The organism is Yinghuangia soli (assembly GCF_021502675.1).
In the GTDB taxonomy this organism is placed as follows: domain Bacteria; phylum Actinomycetota; class Actinomycetes; order Streptomycetales; family Streptomycetaceae; genus Yinghuangia; species Yinghuangia soli.
This window is the reverse complement of record NZ_JAKFHA010000015.1, coordinates 12,896-34,812: the sequence shown is the minus strand read 5'-3', so window position 1 is coordinate 34,812 and position 21,917 is coordinate 12,896. Positions and strand designations below refer to the sequence as shown.

The window sequence follows — 21,917 nt, the reverse complement described above, 5'->3', positions numbered from 1 at the left end:
CCGGACTCCCCTTCCCCGCGGTGTCAGACCCCTGCCAGCAGCGCCTCCAACGCCTCGGCCGTCTCCGGGTGCCGGCCGAGCAGCACGGCGCCCGCCGCATCCGGCTCCGCCGCGGCCCATCCCCCGTCGCAGCCCAGCAGTTCCGCGAGCGCGTCGCAGGTCTGCGGGTGCGCGGCGAGCAGCGCCGCGCCCCGCGGGCCGGACGTGCCGCGCGCCGGGCGGGCGGTCGGCGGCCGCGCGGGAGCCAGCCACGGCGGCACCCACGTATCCAGCGCGGCGAGCTTCCCCGGGAAGATGCGCCCGGCCTCGCGGATGAGCAGCGGCGCGAGTTCGGCGCCGCTCGTGCGCAGCGTGCCGATCAGCGTCGGCAGCCACGGCAGCAGGAGCGGGTCCGGCAGCCGCCCGAACGCGTTGGAGACCGCCTCCACCACGAAGTCGGCCAGCCCGGGCACCGGTTCGAGGGCCTGCACGAACCCGCTCAGGTACTGCGGGTACGCGGGCAGCACGAGCGGGTTGCCCAGCAAGCCGTCGCAGCGCGTGCGCAGCTCGGCCCGGGTCAGGGTGCCCAGGTGGACCTGCGCGCCCCACAGCAGCGCGACCTTCGCGGGCTCCTCGGGGTGGCATTGCGCGACCGCGAGTTCCAGCTGGGTGCGGTCGCAGCCGAGCGACAGGGCAAGGCTCTCCATGCCGAAGAGGAAGCCGAGCATGGCGGCGACCTGCCCGACGGTCGCTTCCTCGTCCGTGCAGGCGGTCGGCAGCAGCGTGCAGTAGTGGCGGTACGCGGTGGTGACGAACGCCTCGATCCAGGCGGGCAGCACCGGTTCGCTCGTCCGGTAGTACGCGAGCAGCCGGCGGACCCGGCGCAGCACCTCGGGTGCCCCGTCCACGCTGCGCTCGGCGGCCAGGACCTCCAGGGCGCGCGTGCCCAGCTCGTCGGCGAGCCGGCGGCTGCGCAGGTACAGCGTCGCGTCCTCGACGGTGCCGAGCACCGACGCCGCGGTGGCGTGCGGGCTGTACGCGGCGCGGCGCAGGCGCTGTTCGAGGACCTGTTCGATGCCGACGCCCTCGTAGCCGAGCTCGATGAGCGCGCGCTGGTGGGTGCCGAGCGCGAGGTCCCACGACTCCTGGATGGGCCGCTCCCCCAGCTTCCGCTCGCCCATGATGGGCCGGGCGGCACCGGCGGGCATCAGGTACTTCAGCACCCACAGGACGTCGGAGCAGAGGGCGAGTTCCGGGCGTCCCGCGATGTCGAGGAGCGCCCGCTGCACGCCCCGGCGCTCCAGCGGGAGGCCGAGCGGGGCAAGCCGGTCGTGCACGTCGCGGGCCAGCGGCGGCAGCGCGTCGTAGCCGACCCGGCCGATCCGGTCGCCGCCCATCATGATCTCGACGAGGCGGCGGACGTCGCGGCGGCCCGGCACCGACTCCTTCTCTATGCAGGTGACTGCGGCGTCCTGGAAGTCGTACGGCGTGGGCCGGGCCCGGTCGCGCATCCCGGCCAGCAGGATCGAGGTCTCGAAGACCGCGATGGCGTCGGCGGTCGAGGCCAGGTAGCCGTTGCGCCGCGCGGCCCGCACGATCTCGACCGACCAGCCCAGGAGTTCGTCCTCGTCCAGGCGGTCGAGGACGGGCGGCTGCCGGAGGAACCCGGTCAGCCGGTCGGGCGCCGGGCTCCCGGCCGCGGCGTCCGGTGCCGCCCCGGGGGGCACCGCGGCCGGCTTGGCCGCGGTCTTCTTCGCCGCCGCCTTGGCGGTCTTCCTGGCCCCGGCCTGCCCGGCCATGCGGTACGGCGCGACGCCGGTGCGCTTGAGGTTCTTGCCCCACACCGTCGCGGCGATCGAGACCGAGCCGGCCGCGAGGCCGAACTGGGCCTCGATGGCGGCGTGGCTGGACGGGATGAGCCCGTGCTGCCAGACCGTCTCGGTGCGCGGGGCGATCGCGAACGTGTCCGTGCCGTCGACGCCGAACTCCTCGACCCGGCTGGCCGCGTGGAAGGCGCCGCACACGTAGATGCAGTCCGCCGGGTCGGTGCCGGTGGCGGCGAGGTGCTCGCGCATGCGCGTCCACATGTGGCGTTCCCGGTCCTCGTCGACGCGCACCCGGCGGGTGTCGCCCGGCGCCAGGCGCCGGAAGAGGCTGCCGATGAGGAACATGACCTGGCGGTAGGTGTCGTGGTCGCTGTCGCCGAGCGGCAGTTCGACGTACTGGTGCCACCACTCCGACCAGTGCCGGACACGGCCGTGCCGCAGCAGGTGCTCCTCGAGTTCCGCGAAGCGCGGCCGCAGGTCGCCGATCTCGACGCCTACTGCGTCGCCGTGCAGCGCGGCCTCCTCCTCCGGCGGGGCCGCGTCGGGGTCGGCGGGCTGCGTGCTGTCGGCCGCCCGCGGTTCCCACTGGAAGACGTGGTCCGACGAGCGGTCCACGAGGACGAGTTCGACGCCCGGGGTGTCCAGGGCGTACGCGATCGCCTGGTATTCGGCGGACGCCTCGGTGATCGGCGCGACCACCGACAGCGGCGCCCACTCGACCGGGAAGCCCTTGACGTCGGTGGCGAAGGCCTGGACCGCCACCGGGAGCGTGCAGTTGCGCAGCTCCGGCAGCAGCGGGGCCATGTCCTCGCAGAGCTCCAGGTAGACGACCTTGGGCTGCCGTTCGCGGAGCCGGCGGGCCATCGCGGTGGCGGAGGCGGGCGAGTGGTGGCAGACCGGGAAGATCTCCAGCGGCTCGCGCGCGGCCCGGTCGACGTCGTCGACGATGCCCAGCAGGATCTCCTGCAGTGCGTCCGGCCCGTCCGCGAATTCCGATGCCGCTTCGCTCAGTTGGCTGCGCAGCGCGGTGAATCCCGCATCGTGGGGAGCACTCATGACAGGGTGGCGATCGTGTCGCGGCCGCCGTCGAGGAACTCGGTCCAGGGACCGCCCTCGGCCTTGCTGCGCGGCTCGACGACGCCGTGCAGGTACTTGTTGATGATGGCGAGGTCCTCGGGCTCGCGGCGGGTCAGCGAGCCGACCAGCGACGAGGCCAGGGCGCGGGCGGTCAGCGCCCGGTCGCCGAAGAAGTTGCTGTGCAGGATGGCGTCCTCCAGGACGCCGATCTGCTCGGCGGTGGAGAGCGACGATTCGAGCTTCTCGTCGTCGCTGCCGGCCGCGGCCGCGGCGGCCCGCAGGTCGGCGAAGCTCTGCAGCAGGACATCCAGGAGCGTGGGCGGGACGTCCAGTTCGATGGCGTGCCGGCGCAGCAGCTCCTCGGTGCGGAAGCGGACGATCTCCGCCTCGCTCTTCTTGTTGGTCACCACCGGGATGCGGACGAAGTTGAAGCGGCGCTTGAGCGCGGACGACAGGTCGTTGACGCCGCGGTCGCGGCTGTTCGCGGTGGCGATCACCGAGAAGCCGGGCTTGGCGAAGACGATGCCGTCGCTGTCCAGTTCGGGCACCGAGATGTACTTCTCGGACAGGATCGAGATCAGCGCGTCCTGGACGTCGCTGGTGGACCGGGTCAGCTCCTCGAAGCGGCCGATCGCGCCGGCCTCCATCGCGGTCATGATGGGCGACGGGATCATGGATTCCCGGGACTGGCCCTTGGCGATCACCATGGACACGTTCCACGAGTACTTGATGTGGTCCTCGGTGGTGCCCGCGGTGCCCTGCACGACGAGTGTGGAGTTGCGGCTGATGGCCGCGGCGAGCAGTTCGGCGAGCCAGCTCTTGCCGGTACCCGGGTCGCCGATCAGCAGCAGGCCGCGGTCCGAGGCGAGCGTGACGATGGCGCGTTCGACGATGCTGCGGTCGCCGAACCACTTCTGGTCGATCGCGCGGTCCAGGCCGTCGGCGCGCTCCGAGCCGAGCACGAACAGCCGGACCATCTTCGGGGACAGCCGCCAGGCGAACGGCTTGGCGCCGTCGTCGACCGACTCGAGCCAGTCCAGCTCCTCGGCGTACTTGATCTCGGCGGGGGCGCGCAACAGGTCGGACATGAGGGGCCTTTCGAAGAGTGGGGGAAGGAGGCGGTCCCGAGCAGGCGGGCGGTGCGGCCGGGCTGCCTGGCGGCAGGGCGGGCCGGGCACGTCGCGCGCGTCAGGTCAGGAACGTCTTGAGTTCGTGCACGAGCTTGCGGATGTGGCCGGAGATCACCGGGGTGCCGAGGTCCTTGAAGCGCTCCCGGAACCAGGGGTTGACGCTGCCGCGCCCGGCGCTGGTGACCGAGCCGACCGGGATGAACTTGGCGCCCGAGCGGTGGATGGCGGCCATGCTCGCGAACAGCTGGTCGGTGTGCCATTCGTAGAAGTCCGAGATCCACACCACCACGGTGTTGCGCGGCTCGGCGATCTTCGGCTGGGCGAGCGCCATGGCGACCGTGCCGTCGGTGCCGCCGCCCAGGTCGGTGCGCAGCAGCGTCTCGAACGGGTCGTGGATCCAGGGCGTGAGGTCGACCGCGCGGGTGTCGTACGCGATCAGGTGCACGTCCACCTTGGGCAGCCCCGCGAAGATCGACGCGAGGATCGTGCAGTTGACCATGGAGTCGACCATCGAGCCGGACTGGTCCACGACCACGATGAGCCGCGAAGGCGTGGTCTTGCGGGCGGTGTGCCGGTAGTAGAGGCGGTCGACGTACAGCCGCTCTTCCTCGGGGCTCCAGTTGGTCAGGTTCTTCCAGATGGTCCGGTCCAGGTCGAGGTTCCGGAATACCCGCTTGGGCGGTACGGAGCGGTCCAGCGCGCCGACCGTGGTCTTCTCGACCTGGGTGCGCAGCACCTCGGCGACCTCGTCGACGAACCGCCGGATCAGCGCCTTCGCGTTGGCCAGAGCCACGCCCGACAAGTTGTCCTTGTCGCGCAGCAGTTGCTCGATGAGCGACATGCTCGGGGTCAGCTGCGCGGCGAGCGCGGGGTCGGCGAGGACCTCGCGCAGGTGCATGCGCTTGACGAGGTCGGCTTCGATCGCGGCGAGGTCGCCGGGCTTGCTGCCCAGCGCGCGCTCGAGCCAGCCGGCGTCGCGCTGCCAGTCGGACAGCTGCCCCGCGCTGACCGTTCCGCTGCCGGTGGAGAAGACGTTGAGCAGGACCTTCGACACCAGTGCGGCGCGGCGGACCTCGGCGGCGCGGTCGCGTCCGGTGCCCTCCTCGTCGTCGGTTTCGGGGGTCATCAGGCGGTCGAACTCGGCGGCCAGTTCCGGGTGGCGCTGGACGACCGAGTCGACCGAGGCGCGCGGGTCCAGGAGCGCCGGCGGGAGGCCGATGTCCTCGACCACGGCCAGGCTCGCGGACTCCAGTGCGGCCTGCTCCTCCGGGTCGAACAGGCGGGCCAGCAGCCGCCAGTAGAGGACCTCGCGCCGGTTCGCCTCGGGGTCCGCGACAGGTGCGCCGGCGGGTTCGTGCGTGGCCTCGGTCATTTGCGCAGCAGCTTTCCGGCGCGCTCGCGCAGCACCGCGACAGCGTCGGTGGCGGCCTTCTCGGCCTTGGCCGCCGCCTTGTCGGCCGCGCCGCCCGCCCATGCTCCGGCGTGCACGGCGACCGGCTTGTTGCGCACCGCGGTCTCGACGGCGAGCGGCTGGAGCCGGAACTCCCCGGCGTCCCAGCGGAGCAGGCCGATGCAGGCACGTGACGCGGCGACGGTTTCCGGGCCGAGCGGCCCGGCTGCCGGGATGCGGTCGGTGTCCACGGCCAGGCGCAGCCCGGCGAACGCGAACACGAGTTCGCGGTCGGTCTCCTCGGCGGTGTAGCCCTCTACGAAGACCGGTTCGGCGATGGCCGCGGGGTGCCGGTCCAGCGGGTGGACGGCGGCGGCCGAGGCGGTGGGGAGCGCGACGCGGGCGGTCGCGAAGGCGTCGGCCGGTTCGCCGGTGCGCGCCTTGGCGTCGTCCCAGAGGAGGTCGCCGCCCGCGGTGAGCGTCATGTCCGCGATGTTCATGGCACGGCCTTCGCCGACCGCGGCGAGCAGCGACATATGCGGGCGCAGGAGCTGCCAGACGCCGGCGCCGACGACGGTGTCCGGCTTCGGCGCCGACACACTGGCCCGGACGAGGCGCGCGCCGCTGCCGTCCGCGGGGTCGAAGACGGCGTGCACCTGGGCCTGGGCGGCGGTCGCGTGCTCGTGCAGGTCGATGCCGAGCGGCAGGAGCCGCCCCGTCGCGGTGCCGGGCGGCGGCGCGGCCGAGGCGCCGGGCTGTGCCAGGATCATCGCGCGCGCCCACAGGTCGGCCCAGCGGCGGGCCGGGACGCGGTCCAGTGCGGCACCGGGGCAGGACGCCGCGAGTTCGGCGGAGAAGCCGTCCAGCAGGGTGGCCAGGCGGCGCAGTTCCGGGTCCGGCAGCATCGCGGTGACCACCGGGGCCGCGTCGGCGACGAGGTCGTGGTCGATGCCCTGCCATCCGGCGCGGGCCAGGTCGCACAGCCAGGAGCGCGCGGCGGCCAGGAGGTTCACGGCGGGCGGCGGACCGGGCACGGCGGCCTCGGCGGCACTGCGCGTCCGTCCGGTGGCCTCGTCCAGCCGGGCGAGCAGGGCGTCGTGCGCGGAGCCGAGCAGGGCCGTGCGGGCGGCGGCGAGCGCCGCAAAGTGGTCTTCTCCGCCGGCCGCGGCGGCGGTCTTGTCGGCGGCTTCGCAGACCCGTACGGCCAGCGGGGTGCCGGCCACGCTGTCGGCGAACTCGGCCAGCGCAGCGCCCTGTTCGGGGCGCGGGCGGAGGAGTCCGCCGGTCAGGACGCCGTCGAAGGCGGTGACCGCGGCGAGTGCCTCGTCCAGTCCGGCGACCGGTTCGGCGAGCAGGTCGGTACGCATCACGCCACCGCCCTGGTCGGCGGGAACCACTGCATCTCGGGCAGCGGCGCGGTGGTCGCGGCGAGTTCGAGGTACGCGAGGTGCCGCAGGAAGCGGCTGAACACCTGGGCGGCGGCCTTGCTGTCGCCCTTCGCGGGCCCGGTCGCGCGCATCGCGGTCGCAATGTCGTGCGCGGCGGGCTCCACCGCGGCCGTCTCGACGCGCAGGTAGCGGGCCACCCGCACGCCGCCGTACTGGAGGACGGCTTCGGTGATCAGGGCGCCGATGTGGTTGCAGAACGAGCCGCGGGCGCCGCCGCACGGCCGGTTGTTGTTGGTGCTGCACGCGAAGGCGTAGTCGCCCGCGGCGACCGACGACACGTACACGCGGCCGGCGTCGGATCCGCTGGAGACCACGCCCTGCAGGCGGCCGTCGGCGAGCTCCACGAACGGGACTTTCGCGAGCTTGCGCGGCCGCGCGGGCGGCACCACGCGGGCGGTGCTCGACCCCTCCCAATCCGACAACACACCATCTCCTTTTCGCACGTGGGAAGTGCCTTCGCCAGAACGGCGGGACGTGTCGAACGTACTGGTGGACACCGACAACAAGGCGGTGTGCCACCGTGGTGCGGTACGTCGCGTCGAGAGAGGGGCCGGGCGTGAGCGAGAGCGTGGCCGAATTCGTGTCCACCGCGCGGAAGCGGCTGGCTGCCTTCCGGCACATCGCGGTGCCGGACACGCCGGGGATGCGCCGGGCCGCGGTGGTGCTGTGCATCGCGGAGTTCGGCGGCAGGCCGCAGGTCGTCGTGATCAAGCGGGCCTACCGCGGCCGCAACCCGGGCCAGTGGGGGCTGCCGGGCGGGCGGCTCGACGCGGGCGAGACGCCGCTGCAGGCGGGGCTGCGCGAACTGCACGAGGAGCTCGGTCTCGAGCTGGCCGAGGATGCGGTCCTCGGCCGGCTGGACGATTTCCCGGCTGCGTCGGGGTTCGCCATCACGCCGATCGTGGCGGCCGTCGACGGGCCGGTCGTGCTCACCCCGAACCACGAGATCCACACGGTCCACACGGTCGGCCTGGACCGCCTGGCGGCCCCGGACACGCCGCGGTGGGTCCCGCAGCCCGGCGGCCCGCCGCTGCTGCAGATGCACCTCGCACCGGACATGCTGCTGCACGCCCCGACCGGCGCCCTGCTGTGGCAGTTCCGGGAGGTCGTCCTCCTCGACCATCCGGACGCCCGCGCCGCCGACTTCGCCCAGCCGGACTGGACCCGACACTGACGGCGATGCCGGCCGGGTCCGGATGCGGTTCGCCGCTTCCGTCGGGTCCGGCTGCGGCGCAAAGCCGCGGTCGGCCCGCGGTCAGGCGGAGTGCCCGGGGATGACCAGCCCCGTCTCGTAGGCGACCACCACCGCCTGCGCGCGGTCCCGCACGCCGAGTTTGGCGAACAGGTTCGTGGCGTGGTTCTTCACCGTCGAGACGGTGATCTGCATGGCCTTGGCGATCTCGGCGTTGTCCAGCCCGGCCGCGATCAGGCGCAGCAGTTCGACCTCCCGCGGGGTCAGGTGGGAGAGGCTGCCCACGGCGAGCGGCTGCGGGGCGTCGGGGGTCATGACGTACGTGGAGATCAGCCGGGTGAGCAGCCGCGGTGCGACGACGGCCTCGCCTGCCTTGACCACGCGCAGCGCGGTGAGCAGGTCCTCGGGGGACACGTCCTTGGGGAGGAAGCCCGCGGCTCCGGCGCGCAGCGCGGCCACGACGTACTCGTCCATGTCGAACGTGCTGAGCGTGAGGACGCGGCACTGCGGCAGTGCCTCGGCGAGCCGCGCGGTGGCCTTGACGCCGTCGAGGACCGGCATGCGGATGTCCATCAGGACGATGTCGGGGCGCAGGCGCACTGCCTCGGCCACCGCGGCTTCGCCGTCGCCGGCTTCGCCGACGACCTCGACGGCCGGGTCGGAGCGCAGGATGAGCGCGAGTCCGGTGCGGACCAGGGGCTGGTCGTCCGCGATCAGCACGCGCAGCGTGCCGGTGCCGGATGCGCTGCTGGGGTCGGCCGGGATCATCCGGAGTACTCCTCGGACTCGGGCCGCCGGGCGGCCGTTTCGTACGGGTGGGCCGGTACGGGGATCGCGGCGGCGACCGCGAAGCCGCCGTCCGGCAGCGGTCCGGCCTCGAAGGTGCCGCGGTGCACGGCGACGCGTTCGCGCATGCCGACCAGGCCGTGGCCGCCGCCCGGCATGCGCTGCGCGGCGCGCCCGGGGTCGGGCGCGGTTCCGCCGTCGTCGCCGATCCGCAGCACGACCCGGTTCGGCAGGTACTCCAGCCGTACCTGGGCCTGGGCGTTCCGGCCCGCGTGCTTGCGCGCGTTGGTGAGCGCCTCCTGGCTGATCCGGTAGAGCGCGAGTCCGACCGGCAGCGGGAGTTCGCGGCGCGGCCCGGCGATCTCCAGTTCGGTGGGCAGGCCGGCCAGGCAGGACTCGGCGACCAGCCGGTCGAGGTCGTCGACGCCGGGCTGCGGTGCGGACGGTGCGTGCTCGGTGTCGTCGTCGCTGCGCAGTACGCCGAGGAGCTGCCGCATCTCGCCGAGCGCGACGCGGCCGGAGGCCTCGAGGGTGAGCAGGGCGCCGCGGGCCGCGTCCGGGTCCCGGTCCAGGTTCGCGCGGGCCGCGCCGGACATGAGGTGCATCGTGGTGACGTGGTGCGCCACGATGTCGTGCAGTTCGCGCGCGATGCGGCGGCGCTCGTCGGTGAGCGCCCGGTCCGCGAGCAGCGCGCGGTTGACCTCCAGCTGCTGCTGCCAGTGCCGGACTCCGGCGCTGACCGCGAGCACCAGGATGGTGGCCACCACGTCGGAGCTGGCCATCCAGGTGAGCGACTGGTCCTCGTTGCCGTACCCGCTGGTCTGCGCGGCGACGGTGAGGACCGCGGCGCCCGCGGTCACCGCGGGGCGGCAGGCCAGGCCGACGGTGTAGAGCGCGACGACCACGGCGAAGCCGTAGCGCGGCGGCATCTCGGTGAGCAGGTTGATGGTCGTGCCGAGGACCAGCACCGCGGCGAGCACCGGCAGCGGTGCGCGGCGCCGGAAGAGCAGGCAGGCGGCGGAGAGCAGCAGAAACGTTCCACCAAGCACCGGTCTGTCGGTCTGCGCGGGGGTCGCGGTGATGAAGTAGCCGAAGAGGTCGACAGCCCCCACGACGAGCGGGATCAGCACATCGGCAGGGGTCCAGGGGCCGAGGAGGCGGCGGATCCCGGTGCGCACGGCCGGTGCGGAAGGGGCCGGCTCCGCGAGGTCGCGACCGGTGATCGCCTTGCCGAACGTGGCCATGGACATGGGGCCGAAGCCCATCCAGGGCCTCCTTCCGTGGGGAATCGCGTCTTCGAGTATTCCATCGCGCCGGGCGGGCGCCCGGACCGCCGGCAAGCACGATTCCGGGCCGGTACCCCGGTCCCCTGCGGCCGGCCGGAGATGGGACCGGAGTACTGGTCCGCGACCGTACGGCTGGTCGATGACCTCCCGATACGCACCGTGATGGCCTGGAAAAGGCCCGGAACCCTGGGCAGTCCCCTCAAGCGGAGTAACCATGATCCGTGCTTTGACGACCGGCTCCACCCGCCACGCCTGGAAGGTCATCCTGCTCTGGGCCCTCGTGTGCGGCGCCATGACGGTCCTCGCACCCGGCCTGATGTCGCGGGCCTCCGATGCGCAGACCGGCGACTTCCTGCCGGAGAAATACGACTCGGCGGCCGCGCTGCAGATAGCCGAGGACAAGTTCGGCATGACCTCGGACACCACCCCGGTGACGATCCTGGTGGCCCGGTCGGACGGCGCGAAGTTGTCCCCGGCCGACCTGCGCAACACGGCCGCGGCCGCGGAGCAGCTCGGCCGCGAGCGCGTCGAGATGCCCGAGCCCGAGGATGGTCCCACTCCCCTGCTCAAGGACCGGTCGCAGACGCCGCACGTGGAACTCGGGCCGGCCGCGCCGGACGGGTCGTTCCAGCTCGTCACCGCCACTTTGCGGGGCGGGGCGATGGACTCCGGCGTGCAGGGCGTCTACAAGGAGTTCCGCGACGCGGCCGAGGCGCGGTTCGCCGCGGACGGCCTGCGGACCGGCTTCACCGGGCCGATCCCGGACGCGGTGGACACCGCCGAGGCCAACAAGACCACCGAGATGGTCGCCGGACTGCTGACCTTCGGCCTCATCGTGCTCCTGAACGTCCTGGTGTTCCGCAGCGTGCTCGCGGCGATCGTGCCGCTCTTCGCGGTGGTGCTGATCGGCGGCGCGGCGACCGGAGCAGTGGCCGGCATGGCCCTGCTGACCGGCATCGAGCTGGACGCCTCGATCCCGTCGCTGATCACCGTGGTGCTGCTGGGCATCGGGGTGGACTACTTCCTCTTCCTGATGTTCCGGTTCCGCGAGCAGCTCCGCACGCATCCGGACCAGGACAAACGCGCGGCCGCGGCGGTCACCGCGGGCAAGGTCGGCGCCGCCGTCACGTGTGCCGCGCTGACCATCGTGGCGGCGTTCGCCACGCTGGGCGTGGCCACGTTCGGGCAGTTCCGGGTGCTGGGTCCGGCGATCGCGGTCGCCGTGCTGGTGATGCTGCTGGCCAGCCTGACGCTGATGCCCGCGCTGCTCGCGGTGTGCGGGCGCGGCCTGTTCTGGCCGGCGAAGGCCTGGAAGCGCGACCGCGAGGGCGGTGTGGCGGCACGCTGGGGCGACCGCATCGCCGCGCGTCCGGCCCGCTTCGCGCTGGGCGCGGTGGTGCTGCTGGCTGCTCTGTCGGCCGGTGCGGTGGGCATGCGGATGAACTACGACATCGCCGAAAGCCCCCAGGACACCGCGTCCGCCGGCACGGCCGCCGAAATCTCCCGTGCACTGCCGGCCGGCACGTCCGATCCGCACACCGTGTACGTCGCGGCCGCACCCGGCCGGACGCTGGACGAGCAGGGCCTCGCGGGGCTCGGCCGGGCGGTCGCGGGCGTGCCCGGCGTGGGGCAGGTGGCCCCGGCGACGCTCAGCGCGGACCGCACGGCGGCGCGCATGGACGTCCTCCTGACCGCATCGTCGAACTCCGCAGAGGCCCGCGACCTGGTGTCCGGGCCGCTCCGGGCGGCCGTGCAGGGCAGCGCACCGGACGGGTCCGAGGCGCATGTGACCGGCACCGCGGCGATCTTCGCGGACGTGTCCGAGGCCGTCGACCACGACCTGAAGGTCGTCTTCCCGGTGGCCGCCGCACTGATCGCGCTGATCCTGTTCCTGCTGCTGCGCTGCCTCCTGGCCCCGCTGGTGCTGATGCTCGCGGTCGGGTTCGGGTTCCTGGCGACGCTGGGCGCCTCGGTCCTCGCCTTCCAGCACATCGCCGAACACCCGGGGGTGTCCTTCACGTTGCCGCTGGTCCTGTTCCTGTTCGTGGTGGCGCTCGGTACCGACTACAACATCTTGATCAGCGACCGGCTGCGCGAGGAGATGGCAAAGCCGGGGTCGGCCCGGGACGCGGTGGCACGCGCGGTGCGCCATACCGCCCCGGCGATCGCGACGGCCGGCATCGTGCTGGCGGGTTCGTTCGCGAGTCTGGCGGTGAACCCCGACAAGTCGATGCAGGAGATCGGCTTCGCGACCGGACTCGGCATCCTGCTCTCGTCGTTCGTGCTGTCGCTCACGCTGGTCCCGGCGCTGGCCGCGCTGCTCGGCCGGTCGATCTGGTGGCCGCGGCGTCCGGACCGGTCCGGTCGGCACCAGCGGCCGGCCGAGGAGTCGCACGAGGCGTGGGCGGTCACACCGTTCGAGAAGTCGCCGATGCGCTGAAGGGTTCGGCGGTCTCGTCGATCCAGCCGCGGTCGAGCGTCTCGTCGTCGTCGAACACCACGAACTCGCGTTCCACCGAGAGGATTTCGTGGCCGCGGCCGGTCAGCTCGGTGACCAGGAGGTCGAGGGCGGCGGCCGCGGTGCGGTCGCCGACCGCCCGGCAGCGCTGCGTGACGAACCGCTCGTGGCGTCCGTCGTCGCGCTTCCGCCGGGCGTTGCGCGACAGGTGGGCGGAGTGCCGGACGGCGAGCGCGGCCAGCGGCCCGGTGGCGTCGTCCGGCCCGAGCAGCAGCTTCACGTGGTGCTCGAAGTGGTACGCGGGCTCCAGTGCGGCGGCGTCCTCGTCGCGGACCGGCACGGCCGGATGCCAGGGCGCCGCCTCGATCTTGATGCGGACCGGGTGGAAGCCGTCCGCCCGGGCCGCGCAGGCCAGCTCGGCAGCGGCCGCGCGGGCGGCGGCCAGGGTCGTGGCGGCGCGCAGCGTCAGCATCGGCTGGGAGACCGTGCGGCCGCGCTCCAGCAGGATGTGGGTGGCCCCGGTGCCGCGGGCCTTCCCCCAGGCGACGAGAGCGTCGACCTCGGCGTCGGCGCACGTGAAGGTGACGTGCGTCTCGAACTCCCCGGGGAGGTCTGCGGGGAAGGTGCGGCAAGCGGCGGCTTTCGTGGACACGGAGCGATGCTCCCAGCCGGCACCGACAGCGGAGTAGGCATTTTCCGGCGGGCAGTCGCCCGGACTCGGCGGCCCGAGGCCGATGAGTTTCGGGCTGCCGGGCGGTCTGCATTGGTGCATCGTCGTCAACAGGCCACCGTCAAGGAGTCCCCATGAGCACGCAGCAGAAGCTCGACGAGACGTTCGACGCCCGGCTGGTGAAGAGCCCGGCCCCCGGCGGATGGACGTACCTCGTCTGGCCGCATTCCGCCGCCTTCTTCGGCACCCGCGGCCTGGTCAAGGTGCGCGGCACCATCGACGGGCAGCCGTTCCGCAGCTCGTTCATGGCGCTGGGCGACGGGACGCACAAGCTGCCGGTCAAGGCCGAGGTCCGCAAGCGGATCGGCAAGGAAGCCGGCGACACCGTGACCGTGCACCTCGAGGAGCGCCTCGCGAGCGGCTGACCGCGCGGCGCTCCCCCGGGCGCGGCTCAGTCGACGACGAGCTCGACCGGGATGTTGCCGCGGGTCGCGTTGGAGTACGGGCAGACCTGGTGGGTGGCCTCGACGAGCGCGGTGCGCTGCTCGGCGGTGAGTGCTCGGGCAGTTCGACGTGCAGCACGACGCCGAGCGTGAAGCCGCCCTCGCCGTTGGCGTCGAGGGACACCTCGGCGGTCACCGAGGCGTCGGCCGCGTCGACCTTCTGGCGCTTGGCGACCAGGCCCATGGCGCTGGCGAAGCAGGCCGCGTAACCGGCCGCGAAGAGCTGCTCGGGGTTGGTGCCGACCCCGTCGCCGCCCAGTTCCTTCTGCAGGCCGAGGGCCACGTCCAACTGGCCGTCGGAGCTGACCGCGCGCTGGTCGCGGCCGGCGGAGGTGGCGACGGCGGTGTAGAGGCTCATGGGGGTTCCCTTCAGGCGACTGCAAAAACAGACAGATCTGTCTGTCCGGCTGATGACCGCAGACTAGACAGATCTGTCTGATATCGTCAAGGCGTGCCCACGAAAGACTCCGTCCGCTCCGCCGGCCCCGCGGCGACCGCGGCCCGCCGCGAGAGCCCGGCCCGCCGGCGCGTGCTCGACACCGCGACCGCGCTCTTCTACGCCGAAGGCGTGCACGCGGTCGGGATCGACCGGATCATCGCCGAGGCGGGCGTCGCGAAGGCCACCTTCTACAGCCACTTCCCGGCCAAGCAGCAGCTGGTCCACGCGTACCTCGACGAGCAGTACCGCGGGCAGCGCGCGCTGGTCGACGCCCTTGCCGAGGACCTGGCCGGCGAGCCGGCCCGCGAGGTGCTGCTGCGGATCTTCGCGGCGATGGCCGAATACGGCGGGCAGGCCGGCTTCCGCGGCTGCCCGTTCATCAACGCCGCGGCCGAATTCCCGGACGCCGCCCACCCGGTCCGGCAGACCGTGCAGGCCCACCGTGCCTGGTTCCACGGCCTGATGGCCGACCTGCTCGGCCGGGCCGGCGACCCGCACCCGGAGGCCGGTGCGGGCATCCTCATGCTGCTTCGCGACGGCCTCGCGGTCGGCTGCTACCTGGACGACCCGGCGGCGCTGCGCACGGTCGTCGAGGACGCGCTGGAGCGCGTGCTCCCGCCCGCCAAGGCCTGATCAGAGGGCGGGCCAGAGGCCTGCCGGAGGGTTGCTCCGAGTCCGGACGCGCCACTGTCGCGGCCACGCCTCGACATGCAGAGGAGCAAATCGGGTGATATCCCTCGAATAGCCACTGTTCGTCCTGGACGGGCAGGGCACGGTGATCCGGTCCCTCCTGCAGCCGGACGCCGCAGGCTGATGTGGAGAGCGCCGTGGACGATTACCCGCTGCTGAACGTGTTCTGGACGATGATGTGGCTGTTCCTGTGGGTGCTGTGGTTCTTCCTGCTGTTCAAGGTGATCACCGACATCTTCCGGGACCGCGACCTGGGCGGCTGGGGCAAGGCCGGATGGCTGATTTTCGTCATCCTGCTGCCGTTCCTCGGCATCCTGGTCTACCTGATCGCGCGCGGCCGCTCGATGGGCGAGCGCGACGTCCAGCAGGCCAAGCAGAGCGAAGAGGCCTTCAAGGCGTACGTGCGCGACGCGGCGGGTTCGTCGAGCCAGTCGAACGCCGCACCGAGCGCGGTCGACCAGCTCTCCAAGCTCGCCGACCTGAAGAACAACGGCGCGATCTCCGCCGAGGAATTCGAGAAGGCCAAGGCCAAGCTGCTGGCCTGAGGCATACCGCGGGCCCGGCCGGGAACGGCCGGGCCCGCGGCGTGTCCGCCCTCCGCGTCGCTCAGGGGATGGGCACGGGCCCCAGGCCCGCCTCGCGGGCCCGGACCACCGCCTGGGCGCGGTTGGCGACGCCGAGCTTCCCGAACAGGTTGGACATGTGGTTCCGCACGGTCTTGGGACTCATGTGCAGCGTCCGGGCGATGTCCCCGGTGCCCAGGCCGGTGTTGAGCAGCGCCAGGACCTCGCTCTCGCGCTCGGTGAGCCCCGGGATGCCGAACGGGCGCCGCCCCGTGCGGGCGTCCTCGGCGATGCCGGCGAGCAGGCCGGACACCCCGGTGCCGAGGAACGCGCAGCCGGACGCCACCGCGCGGACCGCGCCGACGATCTCGCCCGCCGAGGCGCCCTTGAGCACGAACCCGCGGGCACCCGCGGCGAACGCGGCCTGCACGGTCCCCGCGTCCGCGAACATGCTGACCACGAGCACCCCGGCGGCCGGGCAGCCGCCGGTGATCCGGCGCGTCGCGGACAATCCGTCGGTGCCGTCCGGTCCGCGCATCTGCAGGTCCATCAGGACCAGGTCGGGGCGCAGGCGCTCGGCCTTCGCGACGGCGTCGTCGCCGCACGAGGCCTCGGCGACGACCTCGGCCCCCGGGAACGGCACGTCGGCCAGGATGGCCCGCAGCCCGGTCCGGAACGCCGGGTGGTCGTCCACCAGGATCGTGCGCACCGGACCGGCCGGGGCCGGGCGCAGCGGCCCGGCAGCGGGGATCACGCGGCGTCCGTCGGGGTCAGCGGGACGGTGAACGCGATGCGGGTGCCGCCGCCGGCGGCGCGGCCGATGGCGCAGTCGCCGCCGAGCTGCCGGATCCGGGTGCGGATGGACGCCAGGCCGGTGCCCGGCACCGGTCCGGCGGGCAGGCCGCGTCCGTCGTCCACGATCTCCACGTGCATGCGGTCGGTGGTGGCGACCGAGACGAAGACGCGTCCGGCATCGGCGTGCCGGCGGGCGTTGGTGAGCGCCTCCTGCACGATGCGGTAGACGTCCTGCTGCACGGCCGCGCTCACCGCCTGGCAGTCGCCGTGGAAGGTCAGCAGGACGGCCGGGCCGTCGGGGTCGCGAGTGAGTGCGCGCAGGGCGTCCGCCAGCCCGTCGCGGACGAGTTGCGGGGGTGCCGCGCCGCGCACGATCGACCGCAGGTCCTCGAGGGCGGTGCTCACGTGCGCGTGCGCCGGGGCGAGCACGGGGCGCAGGTGCTCGGCGTGCCGTCCGGGGTCCAGGCGCATGACCGCGGACGCGAGGGCGTGGCCGACGCCGTCGTGGAGTTCGCGGCGCAGGTGCTCGCGTTCGGCGCTGCGGGCGTCGTCGAGGCGGAGCACCGCGTAGGCGAACGCGGCGAGCTGCCTGGCCAGCCGGTCGACGGTGGTCAACGTCCGCGTGTCCAGGGCGCGTTCGCTGTGGATGTGGAGGCGTCCGAGGTCCCGGCCGCGGCACACCAGGGCCACGTCGACCGGGCGTTCGACGGTCTGCCCGTGCCCGGCCGAGACGGTGTCCAGTTCGACCACGACGCCGGCCACGCCGAGTTCGGTGGCGGCCAGGGCGGCGACGCGGCGCAGGTTGTCGGCCGGATCGGCGGCCTCGTCGGACAGCACGAGGATGGCGGCCTCCAGGACCGCCTCGTGGCGGGCGGCCTGTTCGGCCAGCCGGCGCCCGCGCGAGTGCGACCACAGTGCGACCGCGACGTGCACGGCCGCGGCGGCGCCGACCACGAGGAGGCCGGACGCCGGGAGGAGCGGGCGCAGGACCGCGGTGAGCGCGATGCACGCGATGATGGCCAGCACGGCGATGGGCACCCGGAAGGCCATCCGGCGGGTGAGCCGGTCGAGTTCGCCGGTGCGGCCGGTGGCGCGGGCGACCAGGACGGCGAGCGGCGGGGTGAGCAGGAACAGGACCGTCAGCGGGACCAGGGCCCCGGACGGCACCGCCGAGTCGGGTGCGGAGTACGCCGCCGCGGCCAGGATGCCGCCGAGCGCCGCCGCGGGGAGGTGGTGCCAGTGCCCGGGCGCGGCCCGGACCAGGGCGGCGCCCAGCGCGACGAGGGCCAGGACGAGCGCCGCGACCGGAACCCGGGCCGGGAGCGCGGGCCATGCCGCCTGGGCGAGGACGACCGCGGGCAGCGCGAGGGCGAGCCACGGGCCGCGCCGGGGGGCGAGCGTGATGAGCGTCCCGGCCAGGGCGCACGCGGTGATCAGCGGGGCGTGCGCGAAGCTGCTGCGGGCCGGTGCGGCGGATTCCGCCGCGACCGCGGCCAGGACGTGGCAGCCCCCGGCGAAGGCGATCGCCCGGGGCGGGTGCAGGTGCACCGGCCCCGGGCGGTCGGCCGGTCCGAGGACGGCGATCGGCCCCGTGCCGCCGGCAGGACGGTCGAGTAAAGCCATGGTCTCCCCCCGAATGGCGCACCGCCCCCGCGCAGCCTGCGCGGGGGCACATCCGACGGGGGCTCATTGTCCTGGACGGGATGCGGGGAGTCTGCATCACCCGGCCACTATGTTCACCGCCCGGGCACCTGGGGTGTCCGGGCGGTGAACGGGCGGCGGTGTCAGGCGATCTGCGTGACCGTGTAGTAGACCGCGTAGCGGCCGTCGTTGCCGCTCAATTCCACGCCGTTGGCGCCGACGTTCGGGACGGCGCCGGTCAGCGTGATGGTGCCGACGCGGTCGTCGCGGGCCGGGTCCTGGTCCCAGAACTCGACCTTGAGCGGGGTCACGTTGTCAAAGTAGAAGGTGCGCGGCAGCAGGACGTTGAGGTTCTGCGGCGTGTTGTACGGCACGTCGCGCGGGCCCCACACCGTGCTGCCGTTGACCTTGATGTACATCTCGTCGACGCTGTTGTTGTCCTGGTTGTTCATGATGTTCACCCAGTTGAGCTGCACCGCGTACACGGGCCCGGCCGCGTGCGCGGTTCCGGCCGTGCCGGCCACCAGGCCGGCGGTGGCGAGCGTCGACAGCGCGGCACCGAGCACGGCGCGGCGGATCCTTCGGGTCATGGGGACTCCTGGTCTGCGGGGCGCCGGTCTTCGGGGGTGGACCGTACGCCCGTCCGCATGGGGACGGAGCAGACTGTGCCGCACGCTGCGTCCCGCCGTCCTGAGCCGCCTGTCCCGGCCTGCAGGCGGGACGTCAGTCCCGGTCGCCCGGGTCGCGGGCGTCGTCGAGGGCGTCCCGGTAGGCGGCCTCGACTGCCGCGACCACCGTGGGCCCGCCGCCCAGTTCCGCGTGCCGGGCGAGTCCGGCGCGGGCCAGCCGGTCGCGTTCGCGCGGTTCGTCGATCAGCCGGACGAGGGCGTCGGAGAGCGCGTCGGCATCGCCCGGTTCGACCAGGACGCCGGCCTGCCCGCCGTCGAGTTGCGCGGGGACGCCGCCGACCCGGGTGGCCACCACCGGCACTCCGGCGGCCATCGCCTCCAGCACCACGAGCGGCGCGCCCTCGGTGACGGACGGCAGGCACAGCACGTCCAGTTCGGCGACTGCGGCCTCGCCGTCGGCGCGCTCGCCCGCGAACGCGAGCCGGCCGCCGAGCCCGAGGCCGTCGGCCAGGGCCTCCAGGTCGGGCCGGAGGCTGCCGTCGCCGACCACGCTGAACGCGGCGTCCGGCCGGACGGCGGCGACCCGGGCGGCCGCGCGGACGAACAGCTCGACGCCCTTCTCGCGTTCCAGGCGCGCCACGACGCCTACGTGCAGCGGGCGTTCCCGCGGTTCCGCGGGCCGCGTACGGGCGCTGCGCACCGCGCCGGTCTGGCGGCCGAACAGCGCGGTCCCGACCACCCGCACGCGGCCCGCCGGGACCCGGTCCGACCGGTAGAGCCGGTCCTGGATCTCCGCCGACACGGCCAGCACCATCGCGCAACGCCGGTAGAGCAGGCGGCTGTACGCCCGGGCCAGCCGGCCGCGCCAGGAGGCCATGCTGTGCTCGGTCACCACCACGGGCGCGCGCATGAACGACGCCGCGACCGCGGCGGCCATCGAGGCGGCGTGCACGTGGGCGTGCACGACGTCGAACCGCTCGGCGCGGACCAGGCGCGCGATCCGTACCGCGGTCGCGAGGCTGACCCGCTTGGCGACGCGGCGGCGCCCCAGCATGCGGACCGGGACGCCGGCCGCGCCCAGGCCCGCGCCGACCGGGCCGCCTTCCGTGCAGGCCACCACCACGGTGTGGCCGCTCTCGGCCAACGCAGCCGCCAGCCCCACCACTTGGCGCTGTGCTCCGCCGATCCGCAGATCGTCGACGACCATCAGGACACGCAATCGCCCGTCCATGTGCACCCACCCCCACCTGAGCCCCAACGAAAACGACGGCCTCATCGTGGACGACACCACACGGCACGAGGACCTGCGCAAGGCCGATCCCGCGCGCAGTCACCGATAACGGTGACCGGCACGGCACCCGATCGGCCCGGCGCGTTCGCCGCCGCACCTCGCGCCGGTCCCGCACCCGCCGGGCATGCGGGACCGACGCGAAGGTCTTCACTGTGGGGTCCGACGGGACAGCTGGATATCCGCAGAACGACCTAAATCGGGATGGCCCCTGCCATCGCGCCGCATGGTCGCGCATGCCCCGTGGACCGCTCCCCCGGCAATGGCCACCTGTGGATGACACGCTGCGGAGGGCTCGGCGGATCACCTGCGCACGGTCGGGAGTTCAGTGCGTCCGGGACGCGGGCATGCGGGCAGCCGAATGCACCGGTCCGGCCGTCGTGGACGGCGGTGACCGGTGCATCCGGCGGAATGCCCCGGCAGGTCGGGGCAATTGGCTATGCGCGCAGGATCAGAGGATCAGGCCGACACCCAGGCCCACGGCGACGCCGGGGTACCAGCCCGGCCCGCACCAGACCGGGTAGCCCGGGTGCCCGTACCAGCAGTACGGGTACGCCGCGCTGCCGGCCTGCACGTAGCGGGCGGCCTCGGCGGCCGGTGCGGACGCCGGCGAAGTCGCCGCGGACGCGGGCGAGGCGGTGGCCACGCCGAGGCCGATGAGCGCGGGCAGCAGGGCTGCGGTGGCGAGTTTGCGACGGGAACGAACGAACATGGTGGGACTCCATGGGCAGGGGCGTATGCGGAGACGGCAGACGCCGGGGTGAAGTGCGCCGGGACTGGCAGCACTTCACGGACACCATAGGAAACCGAAGCGTTGGATTCGTGGCCCGTACGCCGAACGGGTGTGTTGCGCCTGGGATTACCGCGCGCGGCTGCCCGGGCGCTACGCGGACGCCGTTGCCGCCGCGGGCTGCTCGGCGCGCCCGGCGGCCACCGGGCGGTCCAGGCCGCGCTCGAGGTCGGCCATGAGGTCCTGGTGGTCCTCCAGGCCGATGGACAGGCGTACCAGGCCGGTTCCGGGGCGCGCCTCGGCAGCGACCGGGCGGTGTGTCAGCGCGGCGGGGTGCTGGATGAGCGAGTCGACGCCGCCGAGCGAGACCGCGTGCGTGAACAGCCGTACCGCGGACGTCAGGTGCCGGGCCTGCTCGTACCCGCCGCGCAGCTCGATCGCGATCATGGCGCCGCTGCCGCGCATCTGGCGGCCCATCAGGCCCATCGGGTCGCCGTCGCTGCCCGGGTAGTGCAGGCGCGCGACGGCCGGGTGGGTGGCCAGCCAGGCGGCGATGCGCCGGGCGTTCTCCTGCTGCGCGCGCATGCGGATCGGCAGCGTGGCCAGGCCGCGGTGCACGAGGTACGCGCCCAGCGGGTGCAGCAGCCCGCCGGTGACCGCGCGGACCCGGCGCAGGGCGGCGGCGTGCTCGGTGCCGCACGCGATGATGCCGGCCACGACGTCGCCGTGCCCGCCGAGGTACTTGGTGGCGCTGTGCAGGACCATCGCGGCGCCGTGGTCGGCCGGGTTCTGCAGGACCGGGGTGCCGAAGGTGTTGTCGACCAGCACGGGCACGTCGCCGGCCGCGGCCACCGCGGCGGCGATGTCGACGAGTTCCAGCGTCGGGTTGGCGGGGGTCTCCAGGACCACGAGCGCGGTGTCCGGCCGCACGGTGGCGGCGATGCGGTCGGCGGTGCAGTAGGTGACCTCGGCGCCGAGCAGGCCCGAGGCCAGCAGGTGGTCGGTGCCGCCGTACATCGGGCGGACCGCGACGACGTGGCGGCGCCCGGTCTCCGCGGTGGCGGCCAGCACCGCGGCCGTGAGCGCGGCCATGCCGGACGCGAAGGCCACCGCGGCGTCGGTGTGCTCCAGCTGCGCGAGGGCCGATTCGAGGCGCGCGACGGTGGGGTTCCACAGCCGCGCGTAGACCGCGCCGCCTTCGGCGAGCGGCAGGCCGCCGCCGGCCATCGACTCGTACGACAGCCCGCCGGCCTCGATGTCGGGCAGCGGGTTCGTCGAGGAGAGGTCGATCGGCAGGGCGTGCACGCCGAGGGCGGTCAGGTCCTCGCGTCCGGCGTGGACGGCGAGGGAATCCGGGTGCAGAAGCGGCGACGTCATACGCTCAAGATGGTCGGATC

Annotated in this window: 19 protein-coding genes and 1 pseudogene; 5 read left to right on the top strand and 15 right to left on the bottom strand. The window is 73.6% G+C overall.

Annotated features, from left to right (window positions below; genetic code table 11):
- Positions 1-23: 23 nt before the first annotated feature.
- From LZ495_RS23680 to LZ495_RS23660, 5 genes are all read right to left on the bottom strand, one after another.
- Positions 24-2,861 carry a DUF5682 family protein gene (locus LZ495_RS23680; RefSeq protein WP_235054871.1) on the bottom strand — a complete coding sequence of 946 codons (2,838 nt, stop codon included), beginning with the start codon at positions 2,859-2,861 and terminating at the stop codon, positions 24-26.
- Positions 2,858-3,970 carry an ATP-binding protein gene (locus LZ495_RS23675; RefSeq protein ID WP_235054870.1) on the bottom strand — a complete coding sequence of 371 codons (1,113 nt, stop codon included), beginning with the start codon at positions 3,968-3,970 and terminating at the stop codon, positions 2,858-2,860. The genes LZ495_RS23680 and LZ495_RS23675 overlap by 4 nt, the downstream gene beginning before the upstream one ends.
- 100 nt (positions 3,971-4,070) lie before the next feature.
- The gene (locus tag LZ495_RS23670) at positions 4,071-5,384 is read right to left on the bottom strand and encodes a VWA domain-containing protein (RefSeq protein WP_235054869.1); all 1,314 of its coding nucleotides are present in this window, start codon (positions 5,382-5,384) and stop codon (positions 4,071-4,073) included.
- A complete protein-coding gene (locus tag LZ495_RS23665; protein WP_268823273.1) occupies positions 5,381-6,769 on the bottom strand; it encodes a hypothetical protein in 1,389 nt (462 codons plus the stop codon). Before LZ495_RS23665 ends, LZ495_RS23670 begins: the two co-directional genes overlap by 4 nt.
- The gene (locus tag LZ495_RS23660) at positions 6,769-7,272 is read right to left on the bottom strand and encodes a hypothetical protein (RefSeq protein ID WP_235054867.1); all 504 of its coding nucleotides are present in this window, start codon (positions 7,270-7,272) and stop codon (positions 6,769-6,771) included. Before LZ495_RS23660 ends, LZ495_RS23665 begins: the two co-directional genes overlap by 1 nt.
- A 134-nt stretch (positions 7,273-7,406) precedes the next feature.
- Between LZ495_RS23660 and LZ495_RS23655 the strand changes: the two genes are divergently transcribed.
- Positions 7,407-8,024, top strand: coding sequence for an NUDIX domain-containing protein (locus LZ495_RS23655; protein WP_235054866.1), 618 nt, complete (start codon positions 7,407-7,409; stop codon positions 8,022-8,024).
- An 81-nt stretch (positions 8,025-8,105) separates the two neighbouring features.
- On the opposite strand, the gene LZ495_RS23650 is transcribed toward LZ495_RS23655, so the two are convergent.
- A complete protein-coding gene (locus LZ495_RS23650; protein ID WP_235054865.1) occupies positions 8,106-8,810 on the bottom strand; it encodes a response regulator in 705 nt (234 codons plus the stop codon).
- Positions 8,807-10,093, bottom strand: a complete 1,287-nt coding sequence (locus LZ495_RS23645; protein ID WP_235054864.1) for a sensor histidine kinase — start codon at positions 10,091-10,093, stop codon at positions 8,807-8,809. The genes LZ495_RS23650 and LZ495_RS23645 overlap by 4 nt, the downstream gene beginning before the upstream one ends.
- A gap of 235 nt (positions 10,094-10,328) precedes the next feature.
- Here LZ495_RS23645 and LZ495_RS23640 point away from each other — a divergent pair, with 235 nt between their 5' ends.
- Complete coding sequence (locus LZ495_RS23640) at positions 10,329-12,554, top strand: MMPL family transporter (RefSeq protein WP_235054863.1); 2,226 nt, start codon at positions 10,329-10,331, stop codon at positions 12,552-12,554.
- On the opposite strand, the gene LZ495_RS23635 is transcribed toward LZ495_RS23640, so the two are convergent.
- The gene (locus LZ495_RS23635) at positions 12,523-13,224 is read right to left on the bottom strand and encodes a hypothetical protein (protein WP_235054862.1); all 702 of its coding nucleotides are present in this window, start codon (positions 13,222-13,224) and stop codon (positions 12,523-12,525) included. The two genes, LZ495_RS23640 and LZ495_RS23635, sit on opposite strands and share 32 nt — an antisense overlap.
- Before the next feature lie 152 nt (positions 13,225-13,376).
- Here LZ495_RS23635 and LZ495_RS23630 point away from each other — a divergent pair, with 152 nt between their 5' ends.
- Positions 13,377-13,667, top strand: coding sequence for a DUF1905 domain-containing protein (locus LZ495_RS23630; RefSeq protein ID WP_235054861.1), 291 nt, complete (start codon positions 13,377-13,379; stop codon positions 13,665-13,667).
- Between the two features lie 26 nt (positions 13,668-13,693).
- On the opposite strand, the pseudogene LZ495_RS23625 reads toward LZ495_RS23630, so the two are convergent.
- A pseudogene (locus LZ495_RS23625) lies at positions 13,694-14,103 on the bottom strand (organic hydroperoxide resistance protein).
- 93 nt (positions 14,104-14,196) lie between these two features.
- Here LZ495_RS23625 and LZ495_RS23620 point away from each other — a divergent pair.
- Both LZ495_RS23620 and LZ495_RS23615 read left to right on the top strand, forming a co-directional pair.
- Complete coding sequence (locus LZ495_RS23620) at positions 14,197-14,817, top strand: TetR/AcrR family transcriptional regulator (protein WP_235054860.1); 621 nt, start codon at positions 14,197-14,199, stop codon at positions 14,815-14,817.
- Positions 14,818-15,011: 194 nt separating this feature from the next.
- A complete protein-coding gene (locus LZ495_RS23615; protein ID WP_235054859.1) occupies positions 15,012-15,419 on the top strand; it encodes an SHOCT domain-containing protein in 408 nt (135 codons plus the stop codon).
- A gap of 61 nt (positions 15,420-15,480) precedes the next feature.
- Here the strand turns inward: LZ495_RS23615 and LZ495_RS23610 are convergent, their stop codons facing one another.
- The 6 genes from LZ495_RS23610 to LZ495_RS23585 all read right to left on the bottom strand — a co-directional run bounded on the left by LZ495_RS23610 (position 15,481) and on the right by LZ495_RS23585 (position 21,897).
- Positions 15,481-16,191, bottom strand: coding sequence for a response regulator transcription factor (locus tag LZ495_RS23610; protein ID WP_235054858.1), 711 nt, complete (start codon positions 16,189-16,191; stop codon positions 15,481-15,483).
- Positions 16,188-17,855: an ATP-binding protein gene (locus LZ495_RS23605; RefSeq protein ID WP_235054857.1), complete on the bottom strand. Its 1,668-nt coding sequence runs from the start codon at positions 17,853-17,855 to the stop codon at positions 16,188-16,190. The genes LZ495_RS23610 and LZ495_RS23605 overlap by 4 nt, the downstream gene beginning before the upstream one ends.
- Before the next feature lie 161 nt (positions 17,856-18,016).
- Complete coding sequence (locus LZ495_RS23600; RefSeq protein WP_235054856.1) at positions 18,017-18,463, bottom strand: hypothetical protein; 447 nt, start codon at positions 18,461-18,463, stop codon at positions 18,017-18,019.
- Positions 18,464-18,596: 133 nt separating this feature from the next.
- Positions 18,597-19,733 (bottom strand): glycosyltransferase, encoded by a 1,137-nt coding sequence (locus LZ495_RS23595; RefSeq protein WP_235054855.1) that lies wholly within the window; start codon positions 19,731-19,733, stop codon positions 18,597-18,599.
- Between the two features lie 508 nt (positions 19,734-20,241).
- A complete protein-coding gene (locus tag LZ495_RS23590; RefSeq protein ID WP_235054854.1) occupies positions 20,242-20,502 on the bottom strand; it encodes a hypothetical protein in 261 nt (86 codons plus the stop codon).
- A 171-nt stretch (positions 20,503-20,673) separates the two neighbouring features.
- Positions 20,674-21,897 carry a trans-sulfuration enzyme family protein gene (locus LZ495_RS23585; protein ID WP_235054853.1) on the bottom strand — a complete coding sequence of 408 codons (1,224 nt, stop codon included), beginning with the start codon at positions 21,895-21,897 and terminating at the stop codon, positions 20,674-20,676.
- Between the last annotated feature and the right edge of the window lie 20 nt (positions 21,898-21,917).

Excerpts from the sequence above, each read along its gene's own strand:
- LZ495_RS23680 (WP_235054871.1), bottom strand. The coding sequence starts at position 2,861 with ATGAGTGCTCCCCACGATGCGGGATTCACCGCGCTGCGCAGCCAACTG.
- LZ495_RS23675 (WP_235054870.1), bottom strand. The coding sequence starts at position 3,970 with ATGTCCGACCTGTTGCGCGCCCCCGCCGAGATCAAGTACGCCGAGGAG.
- LZ495_RS23670 (WP_235054869.1), bottom strand. The coding sequence starts at position 5,384 with ATGACCGAGGCCACGCACGAACCCGCCGGCGCACCTGTCGCGGACCCC.
- LZ495_RS23665 (WP_268823273.1), bottom strand. The coding sequence starts at position 6,769 with ATGCGTACCGACCTGCTCGCCGAACCGGTCGCCGGACTGGACGAGGCA.
- LZ495_RS23650 (WP_235054865.1), bottom strand. The coding sequence starts at position 8,810 with ATGATCCCGGCCGACCCCAGCAGCGCATCCGGCACCGGCACGCTGCGC.
- LZ495_RS23645 (WP_235054864.1), bottom strand. The coding sequence starts at position 10,093 with ATGGGCTTCGGCCCCATGTCCATGGCCACGTTCGGCAAGGCGATCACC.
- LZ495_RS23640 (WP_235054863.1), top strand. The coding sequence starts at position 10,329 with ATGATCCGTGCTTTGACGACCGGCTCCACCCGCCACGCCTGGAAGGTC.
- LZ495_RS23630 (WP_235054861.1), top strand. The coding sequence starts at position 13,377 with ATGAGCACGCAGCAGAAGCTCGACGAGACGTTCGACGCCCGGCTGGTG.
- LZ495_RS23605 (WP_235054857.1), bottom strand. The coding sequence starts at position 17,855 with ATGGCTTTACTCGACCGTCCTGCCGGCGGCACGGGGCCGATCGCCGTC.
- LZ495_RS23600 (WP_235054856.1), bottom strand. The coding sequence starts at position 18,463 with ATGACCCGAAGGATCCGCCGCGCCGTGCTCGGTGCCGCGCTGTCGACG.
- LZ495_RS23595 (WP_235054855.1), bottom strand. The coding sequence starts at position 19,733 with ATGGACGGGCGATTGCGTGTCCTGATGGTCGTCGACGATCTGCGGATC.
- LZ495_RS23590 (WP_235054854.1), bottom strand. The coding sequence starts at position 20,502 with ATGTTCGTTCGTTCCCGTCGCAAACTCGCCACCGCAGCCCTGCTGCCC.
- LZ495_RS23585 (WP_235054853.1), bottom strand. The coding sequence starts at position 21,897 with ATGACGTCGCCGCTTCTGCACCCGGATTCCCTCGCCGTCCACGCCGGA.